This window comes from Blautia sp. AM29-29 (genome assembly GCF_003480555.1).
Classification (GTDB): domain Bacteria; phylum Bacillota; class Clostridia; order Lachnospirales; family Lachnospiraceae; genus Fusicatenibacter; species Fusicatenibacter saccharivorans.
In genome coordinates this window covers 73,744-92,035 of sequence record NZ_QUJD01000013.1, presented here as the reverse complement: position 1 = coordinate 92,035, position 18,292 = coordinate 73,744, and the positions used below count along the sequence as shown (strand labels likewise).

Here is an 18,292-nt window from a genome sequence, read left to right as displayed (position 1 = left end):
CCTTTCACCAGCTACCACTCACTCTTTCCGGTATAAAAAATTCCGCTGTGATTCATTAACATGATATTTCAATAGTTTCAAATACATCACCAGTCAGATCACAGATGTCCTGGATCTGGATCTCGGTATCATCAATCCGTAAGTGGACTGATGGATCAAAAAATTCTACGGTTCCAGATAATGTATGGTACTGACCAATTAATGGATTCTTCCATGACTTTTGAAAATAAGTTGCCTGTATCTTCATTCCATATGCCAGGATTCTTAATTTCATATCCAGCTCATTTTTCTTTTCCTCAGATAAATCTCTTTTCGGTTCATAAATGATTTCCTGTTGCCGGATTGTTTCATCCAATCCACGAAGTGCCGCAAATGGAGCAAACTGTTTTGCCCTGCGTCCTACATCCATGGGATGTCTCCTGGAAACCGGTCTTGGTAAATATAAATACGGTTGATATGCACTTGCCAGCACTTTTTGCACCTCCTCTAAGCACGGTGACCACCTATTTGCTCGTTGCGTTCTCTATAAGTAGAACACTCCAGCAGATTGGATCCACGCATGATCGCATTCTTTCCATAACGCTGCTTTACATTCAATACTGCTTCCTGTAAATGCCGTTCCTTATCGGTCTGTTTGGGATCATCAAACAGGCTGTACTGCACATAATTTTCAGGAGCAACCCTGTTCGCACACACCTCGATTCTTCGGATTCCGGTATATTTGTCTGCAATCCTGCGATATAAATCTTCCACTGCATCTATGATCTTTTTGGAACTGTTACTTTCTCTTTCGAGTTTTACGGTTCCTTTGGATGCCTCATGCTCATACCTGTGGTCATAGGCGATCCATAAGGTGAGAGAGTTTGTTACCAGTCCTTTTTCAAACAGATCCAGGACCAGATTGTCTGTCATTTCCCTTACGATCACAAGTGCTTCGTCAAAAGAATAATTTCGCATCAGCACCTGACCATTTGAAAGGCTGTGTTCCTCCGAATGATAGTTCTTGATGTCACTCATCCGGCACGTTTCATATCCCCATGCATGATCGATCAACAGCTCTGCATCAATCCCAAACATCTTATACAGCCAGTCTTCGGATCTTAAAGAAGCCATTGCGATATCGCCCATCGTATGGATCCCGTAACCAGCCAGTTTCTTTTCAGTCCGGGATCCAATCCTCCAGAAGTCACTTAATGGTTTATGATCCCATAGCTGCTCTCTGTAAGAGAATTCATCCAGGATTCCAATATGGTCATCCACATGCTTTGCTACGATATCCATTGCGATCTTAGCAAGATACAGATTGGTTCCCACACCTGCAGTTGCAGTGATGCCAGTTTCCTCCATGACTGCCTGCATAAGCTTTATCGCCATTTCTTTTGCAGTGAGATGATAAAGCTGCAGATAGTTTGTCACATCAATAAAACACTCATCAACACTGTACACATGGATATCTTCTTTTGAGACATACCGTAGATAGATTCCATAGATTTTTGCGGAATAATCCATGTACAACTGCATCCTCGGCATGGCTGTAATGTACTTCACACAATCCGGTATCTCATGGATTCGGCACCGGTTCTTGATGCCAAGAGACTTCATAGCCGGAGTGATTGCCAGGCAGATTGTTGACTTTGATCTGGTCGGATCTGCAACCACCAGGTTTGTTTTAAATGGATTCAGCCCACGTTCTACGCATTCTACAGAAGCATAAAAGGACTTCAGATCAATACAGATAATAGAAGTCTGATCCTGACTCACATTGCCACCTCCCATACGTCTTTCCTCTTTTTGTAACATGTATCCCATTTTGACTATCAATGATTGTCTATCCTTCCTGTTTTCATTGAATTACAGGAAATTCATTTCACATATCCATTGACAAAAGAGGAAATATTGTGTATCTTATAGGAAAGATGTTTCCCTTATCTGTGATTCACATTATAGGAGAGATATTTCCCTTTGTCAAGATTAATTTTTAATTTTCAGGAGACACATTTCCCGTTTTGCCTTGAGGCGGCTAATGAAACTTATAAGACAAGGCTTAGAAAGAGGTATGTTTATGACATTCGGTGAAAAAGTAAGATCATTAAGAAAAGAAAAAAAGATGAGTCAGCAGGAACTGGCCAGTATGGTTGGTGTTTCATATAGGACCATTCGATCCTGGGAAGTAGAAGGACGTTTTCCAAAACAAAATGTTCTGTATCAGAAACTGGCAGATGCATTACAGTGTGACGTTTCTTATCTCATGAGTGAGGATGAAGCTTTTATCACAGAAGCATCCGAACAGTTTGGTAACCGTGGTGCCAAACAGGCTCAGCAGATCCTGGAACAGGCTGCAGCTATGTTTGCTGGTGGATCACTGACAGACGAAGATAAAATAGCTTTTATGGATGAGATCCAGAGCCTTTATCTGGATTCCAAAAGACGTGCAAAGAAATTTACACCGAAAAAATATCTGAAAAACCAAGAGGAAAAATAATAGAAGGCGGGATTATTGTACACCTAATCTGTTACCTTATAGTTACAAGGATATTTCTGCCCTTTTTATTTTTTACTTTTGAGGTGATTTATTTGAGAAACACTTACATATATACAGAAACAAAGAAATTAATCAAGAAATATGGCACCAGGGATCCCTTTGAGATCATGGATCAGATGAACATTGTTGTCGGGGAAACTTCCAGATATAAGACACTGAAAGGATATTGTTTTATGAGCTGCAAGACGATCTATGTCATGATCAGCAGTTTCCTTTCAGAAGAAGAAAAGATGATCGTTGCCGCCCATGAATTAGGGCATATCATCCTGCATCGTTCCCAGCTGAAAATGGCTCCGATGCAAGATGATACACTCTACAATATGACGGATAATACAGAATACCAGGCCAATCTGTTTGCTGCCGATCTTCTGATTGATGATGAGGAGATCGAAGATATGGTTCAGAACGAAGACCTGGATTACTTCGGACTCTGCAGTTCTCTGAATGCAACTCCGGAACTCATGAGCTTTAAACTATACAGCCTGACAAAACGAGGCCAGGCTTATCATATGCCGATGGAGATTCAGAGTAATTTCCTGGCAAAATAATAAAGGATAAGCGCATTCTACAATAAGAAAACTATAGATTTATCTCACTGAAAGGAGGAACATTTATGTCAAGACATCATATTGAAAAAGTAACTTGTCCTTCCTGCCATCATGAGGGGGATTTTGAGCTCTGGGACAGTATTAATACTGCACTGGATCCTGAAATGAAAGAGAAGGTACTTAATAAATCTATTTTCCTTTATACTTGCCCGAGCTGTGGAGAGACCTTTCGTTTAAACTATCCTACACTCTATCACCAGATGGAAGATCTTATCATGATTTATCTGGTTTCTGAATCAGAAGTAGAAAAGACATATGAAATGTTTTATGGTGAAAATGCTTTGTTTGATTTTCGTACTGAAAAATATTTATCCCGAATCGTAACGTCACCAAATCAGCTCGTTGAAAAGATACAGATTTTTGATGCAGGTAAAGATGACAGGATAATGGAACTTGTTAAATTACTTGCGACAGATTCTCTTCTCAAAAATAATCCTGATGAAGAATTTGATGAACTGCGCTTTGCTGTCGACGATGACGGAACAAATATTCTTGTAATCATTAATAAGGGTGAGACCACTGGTGCAGTTGACATTGACGATATGTATGAATTTGCTTCTTCACACTGCACTGATTTCAAAGATCTCCGAGATGATGAGGATATTGTTATCAATCGGGAGTGGATTCTTAACAAACTTGCTGAAGCAGAAAACGAATAGTATATTTGGTGGCTACACCCCCAAGCCCCTGTAGAATAAATAACGCCAGTACTGGATATCAAAAATCCCGCACCGGCGTTATTTATTAAAATATTTTGTTTTTTAATCTTCAACACTCTCTACTGAAACTTCTTTTTTCTTCCTACTTTTACCAGAAATCATCTTGTGTCCTGTATAAATAGCCATAATCATGCAAAGCAAAGTACTTGCTGCAAAGTACTTATGGCCTTCTTTTGATCCCTTATAACCTGTATAAAAAGTTCCAAGCATTGTAATCAGTGCACTGATAGACCAATATTTATGTGCTTTCATTCAGATACCTCCTGCCGTTTTTCTTAATCATATACCTTTTAAAATATATATACAAACTGGTATTTTGAATCAATCGACAAGCAGCTCGGAGCTTCCACTATAAATTCATACTTTCAGCAAATAGGATATGGCAATGAAAATATATCCGGAGATTTCTCTTCCTACTGGATGCAGTCATCCTTAAAGATTTCACCAGTAGAACAAGTTGAACTTTTGAAAAATTTATATCGAAACAACTTCAACTTTACTCCTGCTAATATTCATGCCGTCAAAAATTCCATCCATCTTACCGCCTCTGAAAATGGAGAATTTATGGAAAAACCGGAACCGGACGAGTGAACGGGCAGGATATAAATGGCTGGTTTATAGGTTTTATAGAAAGCCAAAATAATACATACTTTTTCTCCACAAATATTCAAAGCGAACAACGTGCAACTGGTAGTAAAGCATCAGATGGTGCTTTATCTACTCGTATTGATTCGTCACATAAATATAAGCATCTTCCAACGTTGCAGGAATTGACATACACTCCAATTCTGGCTGTATTTCAGAAATCACTCTTAACTGCAATCCCCCCTCAACATACTGTTTTGATGTAATACGATACTTCTGTTCCACTTCTCTTGCTTTTCTCTCATCAGGTACTTTGCAAATCCAGATTTTCCCCTGTGCTTCTTCTGTCAAATTCTTCATAGAACCCGCATATAAGAAACTACCTTTGTGCATAATTGCAAGTTGGTTACAGGTAGCAGCCAAATCTTCCACCACATGAGTTGAAAACAAAACCGTTCTGTTTTCAGAAAAATCTACTAACAAATTGCGGATGCGAATACGTTCCTCTGGATCTAAACCGGTAGTCGGCTCATCCACAATCAAAAATTCCGGTTCATTTAAAAGCGCCTGCACTAATCCTACCCGTCGTTTCATCCCGCCTGACAACTGTTTCATTTTCTTTTTCCGGTGTTCTGCAAGACTGGTCTTTTTCAAATAATATTCTATTCGTTTCTTGCACTCCGCTTTTGGAACACCTGCCAAATCCCCCATATACTCTAAACACTCCTGAACTGTCAAATTCGGGTAAAGATCAATTTCCTGTGGCAGATACCCTATTTTTCTCTGGATTTTTTCATAGTTTCCTTCACTATATAAAATCCTGTCCAATGTGACCGTTCCACTTGTAGGTTTAAGTACAGTAGTTAAAACCCTCATCAAAGTTGTCTTTCCTGCTCCATTTTCTCCCAATAATCCAAAAATTCCATTCGGTATATTTAAATTCGCATGATTGATTGCTGTCACACCATTTTTAAATCTTACTGTTAAATCCTCAATATGAATACTCATAAACTTACCCTCTCTTTCTAACTATTTTCGGCAATACTACCAATAAAATCAATCCAATACCAATACACAAAGCTTTCCCTTGCAGCCATGTAACATCAGCAGTATTTTCTATATCTCTGAAAGCATAGGAAAACAGATTCCATGCCCCAAAAAGTTTATCTCCTCCCGTGGAATTTGTTGCTACCCATATCAGAAGACAGCTTCCAATCCCCATCCACATATTGCGAAAAAGCATAGACAATGTATTGACCAATATTCCCCAAAAGAAAATGGTTACTACAATCGCTAAAAAATAGGCAATAAACTGAAGTATTTCACTTTCTGTTGCCGGATGTGTGACCGGTTTTTGAAACACAAAAAACAATCCGTAACCTAAAACAGCAAGCAGTAATAAAAAAACTTCCTGTATCATTATTCGCTGCATGATGGAGCAAATTCTCTTTCTTATTGGATACAGCCTATGGATTTCTGATCTCTTGCTTGTAATTTCCTGCACATAAGTGTCCGCACAAAAAACAGCAGTCAATATAGCAAAAGGTGCCTCAATGGAAAGTCCTATTTCATTTGTGAATACAACCCCACGTATCAAGCTTAAAATCACAACAAAAGATACTGCATAAGCAATCTTATAAAACGGCAGAACAATCTTCATTTCCTTCTTCATTTACATCCGCCTCCTCTTCCAAATCTGTATTGAAATCAGAATAATCACTACAGATGCTAAAATAAGTAGACTCTGATTTAAAAATGCCATTGGTGGCGGTGTCGTATCGAAAAGCTGATCAGGGAATCGAACCATAATCGCAAAAGGTCTTCCCCAATATCCATAAACTCCTTCCGCATTTCTTCCGCCCATATTGGAATATACCATGTAAAGAATCAGAAGCGGCACTCCCGGAAGTGGATTTTTAAATAGGAGTGAAATCAATGTATATACACTTACAATCATCAGCATATTGGGAAGTATATAAAGTACAGTAGAAACTATAAAATCCCAGAACCGCACTTCAAACCCACTGTCTTTTGTATAAATAACACACAATGCCCAAAATAATAGATTTATAATAGTCAGAGCAATCAAACAAATTGCAAATCCTGCGCTTACTTTTCCCAATACATACTTTCCGGCAGTGATCGGTTTCGTGTGAAGCAATTCATAAGTATGCTTTTTCGTATCCTGTAAAAACAGAACCGCTAACATAATTGTTGCAAAAAAACACATAAACAACCCTGCAAAATCAGCAAATTTTCTTGAGTAATAAAAAGAAAACGTCTTATTTTTCATTTTTTCGTTCAGATATGCGTTGATTTCTTCTGATGTTCCTTTGTAATAGGCACTATCTTCGTACATATATCTTGCACTATACCAATCATATTTTTCCTCCAGATATACGAATGCTTCTTCTAACTCCATATCAACAAGTTCGCTCATTACGGATTGTGCCTCTAAATCAGACATTTCTAATTCATCAATTAGTGCTTGTTTTATCTGTCCACTCCATATTTCTCGATGTTTTTCAGGATTCGCAGGAATATATCCTTCATAAACATCTCCTAAGCGAACTGTATCAGGATAATCATTGACAATTTTCTCTCCTTGCCCTAAATAGTGTGTCATTAAATATGGACTTGTCGTATTAAACACACCATAAATCACAAGCAGAATACCTACCCAAAATAACGGTCGCTTTAGATAATTCTTAATCTCTCTTTTAAAAATAGCAATCATACGTTTGTCTCCTTTCCTTGTTATAGACATCATAAAATATAAATCACAACAAAAAGACAACAGTATAAAAAAATCGGACTGCTTATGCAATCCGATGAAATACTGCTGTTATTACAGCTCCACTCTGTTTTTCGTTTTCTATAAGTAACTGTCCGCCATGCTTTTCACAATACAATCTGCTGATATACATACCCATTCCTGAATGTTTCAAACTATCTTTCACATTTTGCTGATAAAAAAGCTCTGTTGCCTTTTGTTTGTCTACTGTAAATCCCACTCCATCATCCTTTACTCTGATTTGTAATTCAGAATAAGTAAGGAGAACTTCCATTTCCACTTTTGTTTTGGCATAACGAAAGGCATTTGACAAAAGATTTTCTATAACCTCTAAAATCACTTCCTTATCTCCCGAAAATTTTTCTGCTGTTTCCGAACATTCTAAATCGTATTGCTTTCCAAATTTTTTCTCAAACACATTCATCTCTGCACGTATGTCTGTTTCTAACTGCTTACTTGTAATTTTTTCTGCCACCAACTCCCTTGCATCTAAACTGCTCATCTTTCGCATTGTTTCCACAAATATATCCATACGTTCAATCTGTTTTTTGCTTTCATTTACCATATCTAGGGCTTGCTCCATATTTATCTCTTTCTTAGGGAGATATTCTGAAAGCATTTCCTGATACCCCTCCAGCACAGATAGTGGAGAACGTATATCATGTGCAATCGCTGTTCGCAAAGCCTTTTCTTCCTCAATCATTTTCCATAATTGATGGTTATTTTCTGCAAGCTGCTCCTTCATCCGTTCAAATTCTCTGCACAATCTTCCCATTTCATCTTTATTTTCATAGGTAATATGAAAATCCAAATTATTTCGACCAACTTGTTGTGATGCCAGTTCTAATTCTTCAATGGGATTTTTCAATTTATGCTTATAAAAAAGAAACACTGCTATGATATTGCCTACCACAGACACGATAAGTACTGTAAACGTCTGAAGGAAATCGCATATCTCTGATACATGATAATCAAATTTTTTCATTTCATAAGAATTCGGTCTCGGAACATCTGTCAAATACTTTCTACCTTCACCTTCTGCCATTTCAAAATACTTTTCTTGATCTACATATTTCCACCAAATGTCATCTTGTATAGTGGCTGCCATTCGCATAATCAATGCTGAAAGATAAAAACTAACTATCAAACTAACAATCATATACAAAACTATAGTTTTTCTCAACGAAAGATTTCTTATTTTGTCCATTTATATCCCATCCCCCATATCGTTTCAATATATTCATGCTCCGTATATTGATTGATTTTTTTACGAATTCTACGAATTAACTCTGTCACCACTCGGCTATCTCCTTCTGCATCGTATCCACTAATCTTTTCATAAATACGTTCCTTATCAAACACCATTTCAGGGTTCATGGATAAAAGTTCTATAATCTCATATTCTAATTTAGTAAGCCCTAAAGCATTTCCTTTAATATGTACGCATTTACTGGCATAGTCAATTACTAATTCCCCATAAAACCGTTGTTCTGTTTTTCTATGTAAACGTTCCTCACGTTTCAAATGGGCAATAATTCTGGCATCTAATTCTTTCAAACTGAATGGTTTTAAAACATAATCATCGCCACCAGACAACAATCCCATTACTCGATCCTGTTCTTCTACTTTTGCAGTCAAAAAAATAATCGGACAGGAAACCATATCTCTGATTCTTCTGCACACTTCAATTCCGTCCATTCCCGGCATATTTACATCCAATAAAATAATATCGGGATTTACACTTATCTTTTCCATTGCTTCTATGCCATTTTCTGCAATAATCACTGTATAATTCTTCAATGTAAAGTATTGATTCAACATTTTTAGCAATTCTCTATCATCATCAACCATTAAAATTTTATAGTTCATAAATTCCACCTCTGGCTATAATGCTATCTTTTCTTTATAGTATATCTTATAAAAAACAACAAATAAACAACAATTCCTAAAAGGCAACAGCCTTTCTAAACTGCCGCCTTTTCTCCTTCATTTTATTTCCATTATTGATAAACCATCTCTGTATCCACAATCTCCCTTGCACACGATTACATATTGTTCATTCTCGCTACCCATTCCATCTGATTTTCTGCCTTTAACTGTTCCGTGATCCCCTGTGCCTGTTTCATCTGCTCTACAATTCTTTCAAACCTTAAATACTTATAGTCGTCTGTATCCAAACAAACAAGCCGAAGTCGCACAACAACTTGAAAATCTTATCAACGGAACAACAGTCCCAGATACTATTATAAAAAAGGAAAAAGAGCTCCTTCGAGCTCTTTTGATTCAGTTCTGTAAACTTGAAGTTATAGTGCAATCTTTTTCCATTTTCTAATCTTGGTTCTAAAGGTTCCGAACGGAGCAACTGTATTAACATGTATGAATTTGTATACTTCCCAGACAGCTGTTTTAGTTGCTTCGTCAGCCCATTTTCTCGTATGTGGTTTAAATAATTCTTCATCACTCAGAGAATCAATCATTGCATAAATAGAGTTGATATTCTCATTCAATCTGTCTTTCAATTCTTGCAGTGACAGCTGAGCATATGTATCTGTAAACCATTGATATAATTCGCCAAGCTGATTCCACTTAAAATTATCCGAAGGAGTATTGACAGGAATACCCTTTCTTTCGTCTGATTCCCATTTAATAACAAGAGTTGTCCAGCCAACCTGATAAGCAAGATTTTCTGCCGGAGTTCGATCGACCTCATCAATTCTCTTATCTTTTAAATGCTCCGGAATATCATTAAATTCTGAAATATACTTTGCAAAGCTTTTATTTATCTCGTTTTTAAGCTCGTCTTTATTCTCATATGTTCTCAATAGTCTATCTCCTCAGCTTCCGATTTGCCAGTTTCAAAAAAAGGATTTTTCAAATTAGTCTTTGCAAATAACCCTTGAACCTTCACCATCAATTACAATTCCCTGACGGTTGTTAATTGGGCATAGATTCAAATCCGAAAACTCAGTCATTATTTTCTTGGTAACTTTCTTAAATGGTGATGTAAGATAATGCGGAAGAACATAGAAATCAATCAAATCAAGCCCTGCATCATCTTCTTGTGAGTAGTCCTCCGGCTTTTTATCCATTTGCTGGATATATTGGATGCTTGGAGCGCATATAATTGCACCTGCCGACTCGCCGATCATCAATTTTCCATTTGCCAATTCCTTTTTCAGCAGCCCATCAGTTCCCGTTTTACGGAGCCGGTCCATAAGAAAAAAAGAATTTCCGCCGGTAAAATATATCACATCTGCATCTTCAAAAACAGACTGTATCGTTGAATAAGCCTCCGTTGAAATATCAATTTCAGTTACGATTGCTCCCAACTTTTTGAATAATTTTCGAGCCGAGCCGACATAACCGGTGTAGCCTTCACGCAGCGAAGCTGTTGGAATAAATGCGACTTTCTTATTTTCAATTTCTTCCTTTATCAGACTTCCTACACTTGAAAAATGCGAACATAAAAATAGTTTCATCAATATTCTCCTTTATAAATTCCGATTTGCACTTCAAATCGTTTTCTTTATTCTATCATAGCATCCATTATTCCGCCATCAGTCTTTCGAACCAGGTATCCATGACAATGATAAACTGGCCTGCTCCTGGCAATTCTTGTAGCATTTCGTCAAGAGTTTTCTGTTTCACATATTTCTGCACATACACCCAACAGGCAATGCTACTGGCTTCTGATACAATGTCAGCTATGGTTTTGCGCATAAGCTCTTCAAATTCAGTAATTTCTTCTTTTGGGACAACATCATACAGTGTTGGTGCCTGATGACTTAATTTTACGCCATTTTCATTTGCATCTTTAAGCAGATTCTTAACTTTTTCTCTTGAATCCTCCGGTACTTTTATGTACTCCCACATAAATGCTACCACATCGGACGGTGTGTCTTTTTTAAGTGGTGGTAACTGAATATAATCATTGTTTTCGCTCATTTTCATATCCTCCTCACGATATAATAAAATCAATAATGCGTTCTCTTGTCATGTCCAGTACAGTATCTACGAACACTCCTGCAAAAAGGATCAGATACAGAATTACACTCAGCGAAAACAGAAATGCAACCTGTACCCAGTCATGGTAACAGTATGCAGTCGCTATAATCAACAAAGTGAATATAAACCCAAGGATCCCTCTGACAACCGCATAAGTCTGTACTGTCATCTTTACTGCCAGTCCGATCACAAAAAGGATCAGCCATACCGGCAGTAATAATATTTTCCCAGCAAGTTTTAAAATAAACATGTGCACCTCCTATCTTACCAGTCCTGGCATATCATGGTTCACCTCTGCCTGATAATACCCGTTCATCGTAGACGGTGCATTAAACAGGGATGCTAATAAATATTTCTTGATGTTCTTCACTTTGGTGGTGTTACCACGCATACAGTGTAAGACATACTCGATATGTGAATAGGTCAGCATCAGAAATTTTTTCTTCACCAGTGATGCCGGATACCAGTTGCTGGCAATCAATATCTTGTCATTTTTACACATCACAGTTTCTACGATCAGGTTCACGATTTCATCTACCTGTCGCATATCGTCATGATGGGTTACTTCCAGTGATTCATAATCAATGGTCTCTTTGACAAGGTTTTCATAAGCCTGATAATCCTCAGAGCGGTTATCGCTATCAAATCTTTTCTCATCCACAGATATGATAGGATTAGATTTATTATCATTCATTTCAGTATCACTAAGATTAGTATTATTAGGGTTTGAAATGTAAACTTCTTGAAGTTTGTTTTCGGGACTTCTAGAAGTTTGATTTTGGGACTTCATGAAGTTTAAATTGTAAACTTCTGCAGGCTCTTCATTTTTCACAGAAGTTTGTTTTTTAAACTTCTCTAATTCCTCTCCAAATTTTTTCTCATCTGTTTTCTCAGGCATAAAGGTTTTTACGTAGATAACATTCACCTTTCCAAATCCCTGCCTGCGTTTCTCAATCAGACCAATTCCTGTTTCGTCATCCAGCTCTCTCATGGATTTGATGGCTTTATTTCTGCCACAGTTCAGTAATTCCATGATATCTTCGATGGAAAAGTAGATATATGCTCTGTTTTTGTCGTCAAACCACTGATTTTTGATGGAAAGAGACATTCGATCCAACATCAGTCCATATAAAATTTTAGCATCGCTTGATAAATCTTTAAAATAGCTGTCTGTAAATAATGCTTTTGGTATGCGGTAGAAGCTGAACTGATCAGCTTCGGTACCGTAAAAATAATTAAATGTCATTTTTTTCTCCATAATTTCCTCCTTTCATTTTCTGCTAAGAAGTCCTCTTTTTAAACTTCTTTGACATTGTTTTCTTAGCTTTTTCTCTCCTTAACAGGACTGTTCCTGCATCCACTTTTCTAATAATGATTCAATCACCTGCTCCATATCTTTGGCTGTATAATCATCCGGAAAATACTTTGTCAGTTTCTTTTCTGAGAAAGTAAGAGACCGGGATACTTTCTTTGCCATCACACAGTTATTGAAAATCGATAACATCTGAATCTGATTGATTGGTCCATCATTCAGCTGATTTCTGAGTGCTGCAATCTGTTTTGGTTTGATGAATCCGGTGTCGCTGATATATTCGTAGATCCATCCCTGTACTTCCTTATCGATGTAGGAGATATTGACAGCAACCGTAAACTGAAGCTTCTTGTTATCTACCAGATCAAGAAGTTCCGGAATAAGTTCTGTTAATCGTACAAATCTTTGAACCTGAGCTCTACTTTCCCCAACTTGCTTGCTCAAGACTTCATCAGATCTCAACTTCGTCTCATTTTGAGACAAAGTTAAATCTGTTCTAACTCCCTGTCTTTTCATTGCCTCTAGTTTCATCTTATAAGCAAATGCTTTCTCACTCGGCAACAATTCCTCTCGCTGAATGTTAGCATCCACCATAGCCACAATGGCATCATCATCCGATAATTCTCTTACGATTGCCGGAATAGTTGTAAGTCCTGCAAGCTGTGCTGCATGCATTCTTCTGTGACCGGATACCATTTCATATTCTTCATTATCATCCATTCGAAGCAGTACCGGTGTCAGTACTCCATTGATCCTTACACTTTCAACCAGATCCTGCATCTTTTCATCATCCAGCACCTTGAACGGATGATTTTTAAACGGATGGATCTTACTAATCTCTATCTCCATTGCAGATTCTTCATTTACCACACCAAGCAGTTCATCAATGCTTGCCAGTTTAATCTTTTCGCCACTTCTATTTTTCATTTTTCAAAACCTCCTGTGTTAAGTTTTTATATGCTTCGGCAACTTTTCCTTTCGGGCAGTGCATGTAGATGCTTTTTCCCTCTGCACTGGTCTCAGCTGCTTTTACAGACATCGGAATCACATTTTCAAATACTTCTATCTGGCTTCCGTATGTTGTATGTACTCTCGATGCAATGTCCCTTGCGTAATTGGTTCTGAAATCAACCATAGTCAACAGAATGCCCTCAATCGCCAGTTTCCGGTTCAGCCTTTTCTTTACTGTAAGAATGGTCTTGATCAGCTGCTGAAGTCCTTTCACCGGCAGATATGCGGCCTGTACAGGTATCAGCACGGAATCGGAAGAGACCAGTGCATTGATTGTCATCATACCAAGACTTGGCATACAGTCGATCAGGATATAATCGTATCGGCCTCTTATCGCATCGATATATTCCTTCATGATCATTTCTCTGCTCATAACATTTCCCATCGTTACTTCCAGGGCAGAAAGCTCAATATTTGCCGGAAGTAGATCTACATTTTCCTGGTGATGTAAGATACCATCTTCCAGAGAGATTTCTTCTTCGTTAATGACATCCATCATAATCGTTGCCAGTGTGATGCGAAGATCATCCGGTTCCTCATATCCAAGACTTGCGGTTAAACTTCCCTGTGGATCCGCGTCGATCAGCAACACTTTCTTACCTTCTCTTGCCAGTCCAATGCCTACATTTACGGTTGTGGTGGTCTTTCCGACGCCACCTTTCTGGTTTACTACGGATATAACTTTACTCATGATTTCTTCCTCCTTTAACTTTCCCATGATTCTTTTTTCCATAATTTCAACAGTGCCAGTATTTCCCGTTTCATCATCGCCGGTGTATAGGAATTTGGAAAATACTTGTGTAACTGCTCGTTTGTGAATGCCACTCTTGTGATCTCACCCTTTTTCACTTCACACATGATTTCTTCCATCTTTTCCAGTGACAACTGTTTTTCTTTACTCAGTTGCCGGATCCTCTGTGCCTGTGAGAGTGATGGGATCGCCTGTGCATACTCCATTGCTACAAGCAATTCCTTTTGCTCTTTTTCACTTAATGCTGCTATCTCTACAGCCGGACAAAAAGAAATGATCTCATCATCCAGTTTCTGCAACATTTCCGGTATCAGTTTTGTCAGTGAGATATAACGCTGCACTTGTTTTGGGCTATCACCACAATCTTCACTGATGATTTCTATTGCCCGCTTTCTTGGTGTTTTGTGGTCAACTTGGCTTTTTTTTCGACCACTTTTTCTTTTTAATACGTCATTCTTCAGTTTGTAAGCAAAAGCTTTTTCACTGTAGCTGATCCTTTCTCTGTGAAGATTGGAATCTACCATGCTCAAGATGGAATCATCTTCACTTAATACCCGGATGATTACCGGTACTTTACGGTATCCCAGTTTCTCCGCAGCATGTTTTCTTCTGTGACCGGATATGATCTCATAGTATCCATCCGGTACCGGTCTGACGATCAGCGGATTTAATATTCCATACTTCTCAATGCTTTCCTGCAGAAGAAACATTTCCTTATCATCTTTCACCTGAAACGGATGCTCTTTGAACGATCGAAGACGCTCAATCTCAATTTCTATGATTCTTTCTTCGTTTTCTTCTGATTGTCTGTTTGGTTTAGTCATCTTGACTCCTTTCCTCCGGGATTCAGGAAATAAAAAATGCCTGCCTGGAACTTTTATAGATAGTAAAGTTCCAAACAGACATTGCTGTTTGACCATTAGCTGTAGCTAATAGAATTGAATACTGTTTCAGCTAATTCATGTTTGCAGGTTTGGGAGAGATTGTTTCTTTTCCCGCCTTTTCTCTGATTTACATCCCCGAATAAGGGGTGACAACAGAGCGGAACCCAAATGTTAGCTGGACTTTCTAAAACCCATGTTTGCAAACCGGTAATTTTGATTAGCTGTCAGCTAACAAAAATCGGATTGCGTTAGCTGGAAATTGATCATTTTGAATGGAATTTTGTGTCACGAACGTGATTTGAAAATAACAAAAGCGTTCGTTGTCAGCTAATCCAGCTAACATTTTCGAACGCTTTGAAGCCCGTCGCCAAGAGGATTTGAACCTCCGACCCCTCGCTTAGGAGGCGAGTGCTCTATCCAGCTGAGCTATGACGACACATGCCGCAACCCCTTGATTTTACTGGGTTTCTGGGATTTTTCCCTTCGGCCATATATAAGATTATCAACTCTTTTTCGAGTTGTCAATCTACAGATTTTTTTGATTCGGTAACATTAGAACATTTCCCCATTTGGGGAATGCTTTGTTGTCACCATTAGCATTTTTCAGAATAGATTCGAACTGAAAGTTGTTTTTCATTTTTTCCCTTTGGGGAATGCCTCGGCTTTCTCTTAGGAGGCGGACACTCTATCCTACTGAGCTACAGAAACAAAAATTATAAATGTTTCAGCCAGGTCAGCAACAAAAATATTATACTATATTTTTGCTGCTTTTTCAAGACGAAACACATACTTGCGATTCTGCAGTTTACTTCAGGAATTTTCCATTGTGAGTACCTGATAAATTCTCTTATAGGCTTTTTCATAGGTCCAGCAGCCTTCGACATTGTTGTAGTATTCATTATTTTTTTCGACAACATATTCTAAATCGTTTTCTGTCATGAGTCTGTATTTCATCGTACACCTCCAATGTTAAAAACAGTAATCTGCCAAAATCCAGAGGTCATTATATCATATTCCGATGGGAAAGGAGAAGAGAGTCTTACAGCAATGAATTAAAATAAAAAAAGAATCTCGGCAAAGCAGTCGAAAGGCTGTGACGCAAAGCTACAAGGCCTGTAAAATGGCAGCCAGCTGCGTAAATATGGAACATTTCTTATAAAATAAATAGGGAGAAATGACTGAAATGCACGGTAGGAGAATCTATGGTGCTTTTTTATTGCCTGCGAAAAGAAAATACGAGAGGAGGAGTTTGCATTTTCCCGCCATCCGGCGATCACCGCATTTACGAGCATGAACGTGGAGACACCGACCATCGTGGCGTATCTGTTTGACCACCCGCTGTATCTGGTGGCACTGATTGCAGGTGTGCTGCTGTTCTGCTTGCGGAGGATAATGCACTGAATGCAGAGGTTGCGACGGAGCTGCTCGGAAGCCTCGGCCTTGTCGTGGACTGGGCGGAGAATGGTTCCAAGGCCGTGGATCAGTTTGAAGCGTCGGATCCGGGAAGCTATTTTGCGATCTTCATGGATATGCAGATGCCGGTGATGGATGGCATCGAGGCGACGAAAAAAATTCGAAACAGTGTGCGTGAGGACAATGATGTTCCGATTTTTGCGATGACAGCAAATACTTTTGCAACGGACCGCAAGCGGTGCGCGGACGCGGGCATATTCCGAAACCGGTGAATTTAAAAGAGATTCAGACGACGCTGGACGAGAAAGTGCGGACGGCATGTGCCGGATAACGGGACGGATTAATAACAGAAAAATTTGGAGAAGGGGCTCTACTGCTTTGGATTGCAGTGGAGCCTTTTTATGGTGTATCATAGGAAGTAAAAGAAAACAGGGGAGAATCACGGAATGGAAATTGCAGAAAATATCACATGGACCGAGGAACTGGAAAGGCTGGATGTGCTTCTTTCGCAGGGGCAGTTCGAGCTGCTGCTTCCGGGTGAGCGGTACGGGGGAGGAGAAAAGGAGATCTGGCTTGTCTATCTGATGAACGATGCGGCAGAGAGCTTTCTCGTTTTTCATGACGCGGAGCTGACGGGAACGTATCAGAAGGAATACGAGGGAGAAATAGATGCCGCACTGGAAAAAGACGGGGAGCAGTACGTTCTGATCGTGCGGCAGAAAGAGACGGTGTGCACGCTGTTTTTCAGCCGCCTTTCACTGGAAGTGCATCTGTTTGATTACGGAAAAACGGGTCATTTCTGGGTGGACGGATACGAGTATCTGCGGCAGATTGAGTTCCGTATTGCGATCCTGCGGGACAAGCTGGAATACCTCGGCGAGGCGTTCTGCACCGAGGAAGAAATGCGTCTGGCATCGCTGGCCAATTTCCCGCCGCTCAATTTCTGCTGCTACCCGGCCGTGCCGGATCAGTATCTCGTACCGTCATGCCCGTGGTGGGAAGCGACGGAAGAGGCAATTACGGAGATGAAAAAACTGGCATCGGAGGCAGGCGATAAAGTGCTGCTGTGGTATCTTGCACTTTATGAAAAATGGCAGGGAAAACTCCTCGCAAAACAGATCGCAAAACTGCTGCATACGAGCCGCCACGCGAAAGTCGTGGATTTACTGGAAAAAAAACTGGCCCGCGAAGCACAGAATTATCCGAAACGACGCTTCACCGGCGAAGAAGGAACCCAGATCCGAAAAATCCAGGAGCAGGCAATGAAACGGAAAAAGATACTGGAAGCCGAAGGAAAACGCGCATCATTGCTGCGCGAGGAGCCATTCTTTTATGCACGGGATTCGGTGGAATATAAGGTCCATCTGATGATCTGGGGAACGAGAGGGAAAGAGCGGGTTGTGGAGGTTGAGACGTTTAAAATTTCCAGAACGCAACGGCAATGATCAGCTCCTTTACGGACGAGCCGGAAGTGATTCAGTTTTAATGCCAGTAGACAAGAAGTCCCCCGCTTCTAAAGTGGTGGGATGAATTGTTAAAAGAAACATAACGGCAGTGGCGGGCGGAGAGAAATCGGTATCCTCCACAGACATGAGGCAAGTCACAGTCGAACTATTTTCGACATGTCAGACTCCGTGAAAATACCGACTGTGAATTGAAACAAGGGAT

The 18,292-nt window shown here is 39.3% G+C and carries 23 protein-coding genes, 1 tRNA gene, 2 pseudogenes and 1 riboswitch; of the genes and pseudogenes, 7 read left to right on the top strand and 19 right to left on the bottom strand.

Annotated features, from left to right (window positions below; genetic code table 11):
• Window positions 1-55: 55 nt before the first annotated feature.
• Entirely contained in the window at window positions 56-472 is a 417-nt protein-coding gene (locus tag DW769_RS10820; protein ID WP_226820972.1) for a hypothetical protein, read from the bottom strand.
• A 14-nt stretch (window positions 473-486) separates the two neighbouring features.
• Complete coding sequence (locus tag DW769_RS10815) at window positions 487-1,776, bottom strand: Y-family DNA polymerase (protein WP_330425680.1); 1,290 nt, start codon at window positions 1,774-1,776, stop codon at window positions 487-489.
• A 247-nt stretch (window positions 1,777-2,023) separates the two neighbouring features.
• On the opposite strand from DW769_RS10815, the gene DW769_RS10810 reads away from it, so the two are divergent.
• The 3 genes from DW769_RS10810 to DW769_RS10800 all read left to right on the top strand — a co-directional run bounded on the left by DW769_RS10810 (window position 2,024) and on the right by DW769_RS10800 (window position 3,809).
• Window positions 2,024-2,482: a helix-turn-helix domain-containing protein gene (locus DW769_RS10810; RefSeq protein ID WP_005334845.1), complete on the top strand. Its 459-nt coding sequence runs from the start codon at window positions 2,024-2,026 to the stop codon at window positions 2,480-2,482.
• A gap of 167 nt (window positions 2,483-2,649) precedes the next feature.
• Window positions 2,650-3,090 carry an ImmA/IrrE family metallo-endopeptidase gene (locus tag DW769_RS10805; RefSeq protein ID WP_005423556.1) on the top strand — a complete coding sequence of 147 codons (441 nt, stop codon included), beginning with the start codon at window positions 2,650-2,652 and terminating at the stop codon, window positions 3,088-3,090.
• 65 nt (window positions 3,091-3,155) lie between these two features.
• A complete protein-coding gene (locus DW769_RS10800; protein WP_118001312.1) occupies window positions 3,156-3,809 on the top strand; it encodes a CpXC domain-containing protein in 654 nt (217 codons plus the stop codon).
• A gap of 102 nt (window positions 3,810-3,911) precedes the next feature.
• Here DW769_RS10800 and DW769_RS10795 read toward each other — a convergent pair whose 3' ends face one another.
• Complete coding sequence (locus tag DW769_RS10795; RefSeq protein WP_005334849.1) at window positions 3,912-4,121, bottom strand: DUF6219 family protein; 210 nt, start codon at window positions 4,119-4,121, stop codon at window positions 3,912-3,914.
• Between the two features lie 45 nt (window positions 4,122-4,166).
• Between DW769_RS10795 and DW769_RS17315 the strand changes: the two genes are divergently transcribed.
• Together DW769_RS17315 and DW769_RS17440 are read left to right on the top strand one after the other, a co-directional pair.
• On the top strand, window positions 4,167-4,460 hold the full coding sequence (locus DW769_RS17315) for a penicillin-binding transpeptidase domain-containing protein (protein WP_442857762.1): 294 nt from the start codon (window positions 4,167-4,169) through the stop codon (window positions 4,458-4,460).
• A pseudogene (locus DW769_RS17440) lies at window positions 4,457-4,513 on the top strand (hypothetical protein); the annotation flags it as partial. The gene DW769_RS17315 and the pseudogene DW769_RS17440, both read left to right, overlap by 4 nt.
• 73 nt (window positions 4,514-4,586) lie before the next feature.
• Here the strand turns inward: DW769_RS17440 and DW769_RS10785 are convergent.
• The 16 genes and pseudogenes from DW769_RS10785 to DW769_RS16435 all read right to left on the bottom strand — a co-directional run bounded on the left by DW769_RS10785 (window position 4,587) and on the right by DW769_RS16435 (window position 16,165).
• Window positions 4,587-5,462, bottom strand: a complete 876-nt coding sequence (locus tag DW769_RS10785) for an ABC transporter ATP-binding protein (protein WP_005334851.1) — start codon at window positions 5,460-5,462, stop codon at window positions 4,587-4,589.
• A 4-nt stretch (window positions 5,463-5,466) separates the two neighbouring features.
• Window positions 5,467-6,126, bottom strand: coding sequence for a hypothetical protein (locus DW769_RS10780; protein ID WP_005334852.1), 660 nt, complete (start codon window positions 6,124-6,126; stop codon window positions 5,467-5,469).
• Window positions 6,127-7,191, bottom strand: coding sequence for an ABC transporter permease (locus DW769_RS10775; RefSeq protein WP_040015615.1), 1,065 nt, complete (start codon window positions 7,189-7,191; stop codon window positions 6,127-6,129).
• Between the two features lie 82 nt (window positions 7,192-7,273).
• Window positions 7,274-8,455: a HAMP domain-containing sensor histidine kinase gene (locus DW769_RS10770; protein WP_005334857.1), complete on the bottom strand. Its 1,182-nt coding sequence runs from the start codon at window positions 8,453-8,455 to the stop codon at window positions 7,274-7,276.
• On the bottom strand, window positions 8,443-9,117 hold the full coding sequence (locus tag DW769_RS10765) for a response regulator transcription factor (protein ID WP_005334858.1): 675 nt from the start codon (window positions 9,115-9,117) through the stop codon (window positions 8,443-8,445). Before DW769_RS10765 ends, DW769_RS10770 begins: the two co-directional genes overlap by 13 nt.
• 176 nt (window positions 9,118-9,293) lie before the next feature.
• Window positions 9,294-9,401, bottom strand: a pseudogene (locus DW769_RS10760) (TnpV protein); the annotation flags it as partial.
• Between the two features lie 150 nt (window positions 9,402-9,551).
• The gene (locus DW769_RS10755) at window positions 9,552-10,070 is read right to left on the bottom strand and encodes a ClbS/DfsB family four-helix bundle protein (protein WP_118750371.1); all 519 of its coding nucleotides are present in this window, start codon (window positions 10,068-10,070) and stop codon (window positions 9,552-9,554) included.
• Window positions 10,071-10,124: 54 nt separating this feature from the next.
• Window positions 10,125-10,727: a Type 1 glutamine amidotransferase-like domain-containing protein gene (locus tag DW769_RS10750; protein ID WP_118520830.1), complete on the bottom strand. Its 603-nt coding sequence runs from the start codon at window positions 10,725-10,727 to the stop codon at window positions 10,125-10,127.
• Between the two features lie 67 nt (window positions 10,728-10,794).
• A complete protein-coding gene (locus DW769_RS10745) occupies window positions 10,795-11,199 on the bottom strand; it encodes a hypothetical protein (RefSeq protein WP_005334861.1) in 405 nt (134 codons plus the stop codon).
• 7 nt (window positions 11,200-11,206) lie between these two features.
• Entirely contained in the window at window positions 11,207-11,503 is a 297-nt protein-coding gene (locus tag DW769_RS10740) for a hypothetical protein (protein WP_005334864.1), read from the bottom strand.
• A 9-nt stretch (window positions 11,504-11,512) separates the two neighbouring features.
• On the bottom strand, window positions 11,513-12,511 hold the full coding sequence (locus DW769_RS10735) for a DUF6017 domain-containing protein (RefSeq protein ID WP_118520828.1): 999 nt from the start codon (window positions 12,509-12,511) through the stop codon (window positions 11,513-11,515).
• A 78-nt stretch (window positions 12,512-12,589) separates the two neighbouring features.
• Window positions 12,590-13,492, bottom strand: coding sequence for a ParB/RepB/Spo0J family partition protein (locus DW769_RS10730; RefSeq protein ID WP_005334867.1), 903 nt, complete (start codon window positions 13,490-13,492; stop codon window positions 12,590-12,592).
• Window positions 13,482-14,267 carry a ParA family protein gene (locus DW769_RS10725; RefSeq protein ID WP_118520836.1) on the bottom strand — a complete coding sequence of 262 codons (786 nt, stop codon included), beginning with the start codon at window positions 14,265-14,267 and terminating at the stop codon, window positions 13,482-13,484. Before DW769_RS10725 ends, DW769_RS10730 begins: the two co-directional genes overlap by 11 nt.
• A 14-nt stretch (window positions 14,268-14,281) precedes the next feature.
• Window positions 14,282-15,247 carry a ParB/RepB/Spo0J family partition protein gene (locus tag DW769_RS10720; protein WP_118750370.1) on the bottom strand — a complete coding sequence of 322 codons (966 nt, stop codon included), beginning with the start codon at window positions 15,245-15,247 and terminating at the stop codon, window positions 14,282-14,284.
• A 326-nt stretch (window positions 15,248-15,573) separates the two neighbouring features.
• Window positions 15,574-15,647 (bottom strand) — tRNA-Arg (locus DW769_RS10710).
• 374 nt (window positions 15,648-16,021) lie between these two features.
• Window positions 16,022-16,165 carry a hypothetical protein gene (locus DW769_RS16435; RefSeq protein ID WP_022461225.1) on the bottom strand — a complete coding sequence of 48 codons (144 nt, stop codon included), beginning with the start codon at window positions 16,163-16,165 and terminating at the stop codon, window positions 16,022-16,024.
• A 109-nt stretch (window positions 16,166-16,274) separates the two neighbouring features.
• Window positions 16,275-16,350: riboswitch (cyclic di-GMP riboswitch) on the top strand.
• A 237-nt stretch (window positions 16,351-16,587) separates the two neighbouring features.
• On the opposite strand from DW769_RS16435, the gene DW769_RS10705 reads away from it, so the two are divergent.
• Entirely contained in the window at window positions 16,588-16,896 is a 309-nt protein-coding gene (locus DW769_RS10705; protein WP_082424835.1) for a response regulator, read from the top strand.
• Between the two features lie 174 nt (window positions 16,897-17,070).
• Complete coding sequence (locus tag DW769_RS10700; protein ID WP_117510510.1) at window positions 17,071-18,069, top strand: DUF3878 family protein; 999 nt, start codon at window positions 17,071-17,073, stop codon at window positions 18,067-18,069.
• Window positions 18,070-18,292 lie beyond the last annotated feature (223 nt).

Excerpts from the sequence above, each read along its gene's own strand:
- DW769_RS10740 (WP_005334864.1), bottom strand. The coding sequence starts at position 11,503 with ATGTTTATTTTAAAACTTGCTGGGAAAATATTATTACTGCCGGTATGG.
- DW769_RS10775 (WP_040015615.1), bottom strand. The coding sequence starts at position 7,191 with ATGATTGCTATTTTTAAAAGAGAGATTAAGAATTATCTAAAGCGACCG.
- DW769_RS10815 (WP_330425680.1), bottom strand. The coding sequence starts at position 1,776 with ATGGGAGGTGGCAATGTGAGTCAGGATCAGACTTCTATTATCTGTATT.
- DW769_RS10750 (WP_118520830.1), bottom strand. The coding sequence starts at position 10,727 with ATGAAACTATTTTTATGTTCGCATTTTTCAAGTGTAGGAAGTCTGATA.
- DW769_RS10785 (WP_005334851.1), bottom strand. The coding sequence starts at position 5,462 with ATGAGTATTCATATTGAGGATTTAACAGTAAGATTTAAAAATGGTGTG.
- DW769_RS10700 (WP_117510510.1), top strand. The coding sequence starts at position 17,071 with ATGGAAATTGCAGAAAATATCACATGGACCGAGGAACTGGAAAGGCTG.
- DW769_RS10810 (WP_005334845.1), top strand. The coding sequence starts at position 2,024 with ATGAAACTTATAAGACAAGGCTTAGAAAGAGGTATGTTTATGACATTC.
- DW769_RS10735 (WP_118520828.1), bottom strand. The coding sequence starts at position 12,511 with ATGGAGAAAAAAATGACATTTAATTATTTTTACGGTACCGAAGCTGAT.
- DW769_RS10745 (WP_005334861.1), bottom strand. The coding sequence starts at position 11,199 with ATGAAAATGAGCGAAAACAATGATTATATTCAGTTACCACCACTTAAA.
- DW769_RS10780 (WP_005334852.1), bottom strand. The coding sequence starts at position 6,126 with ATGAAGAAGGAAATGAAGATTGTTCTGCCGTTTTATAAGATTGCTTAT.
- DW769_RS10725 (WP_118520836.1), bottom strand. The coding sequence starts at position 14,267 with ATGAGTAAAGTTATATCCGTAGTAAACCAGAAAGGTGGCGTCGGAAAG.
- DW769_RS10795 (WP_005334849.1), bottom strand. The coding sequence starts at position 4,121 with ATGAAAGCACATAAATATTGGTCTATCAGTGCACTGATTACAATGCTT.
- DW769_RS10730 (WP_005334867.1), bottom strand. The coding sequence starts at position 13,492 with ATGAAAAATAGAAGTGGCGAAAAGATTAAACTGGCAAGCATTGATGAA.
- DW769_RS10770 (WP_005334857.1), bottom strand. The coding sequence starts at position 8,455 with ATGGACAAAATAAGAAATCTTTCGTTGAGAAAAACTATAGTTTTGTAT.
- DW769_RS10765 (WP_005334858.1), bottom strand. The coding sequence starts at position 9,117 with ATGAACTATAAAATTTTAATGGTTGATGATGATAGAGAATTGCTAAAA.
- DW769_RS10805 (WP_005423556.1), top strand. The coding sequence starts at position 2,650 with ATGGATCAGATGAACATTGTTGTCGGGGAAACTTCCAGATATAAGACA.
- DW769_RS10720 (WP_118750370.1), bottom strand. The coding sequence starts at position 15,247 with ATGGTCAAACAGCAATGTCTGTTTGGAACTTTACTATCTATAAAAGTT.
- DW769_RS10800 (WP_118001312.1), top strand. The coding sequence starts at position 3,156 with ATGTCAAGACATCATATTGAAAAAGTAACTTGTCCTTCCTGCCATCAT.
- DW769_RS16435 (WP_022461225.1), bottom strand. The coding sequence starts at position 16,165 with ATGAAATACAGACTCATGACAGAAAACGATTTAGAATATGTTGTCGAA.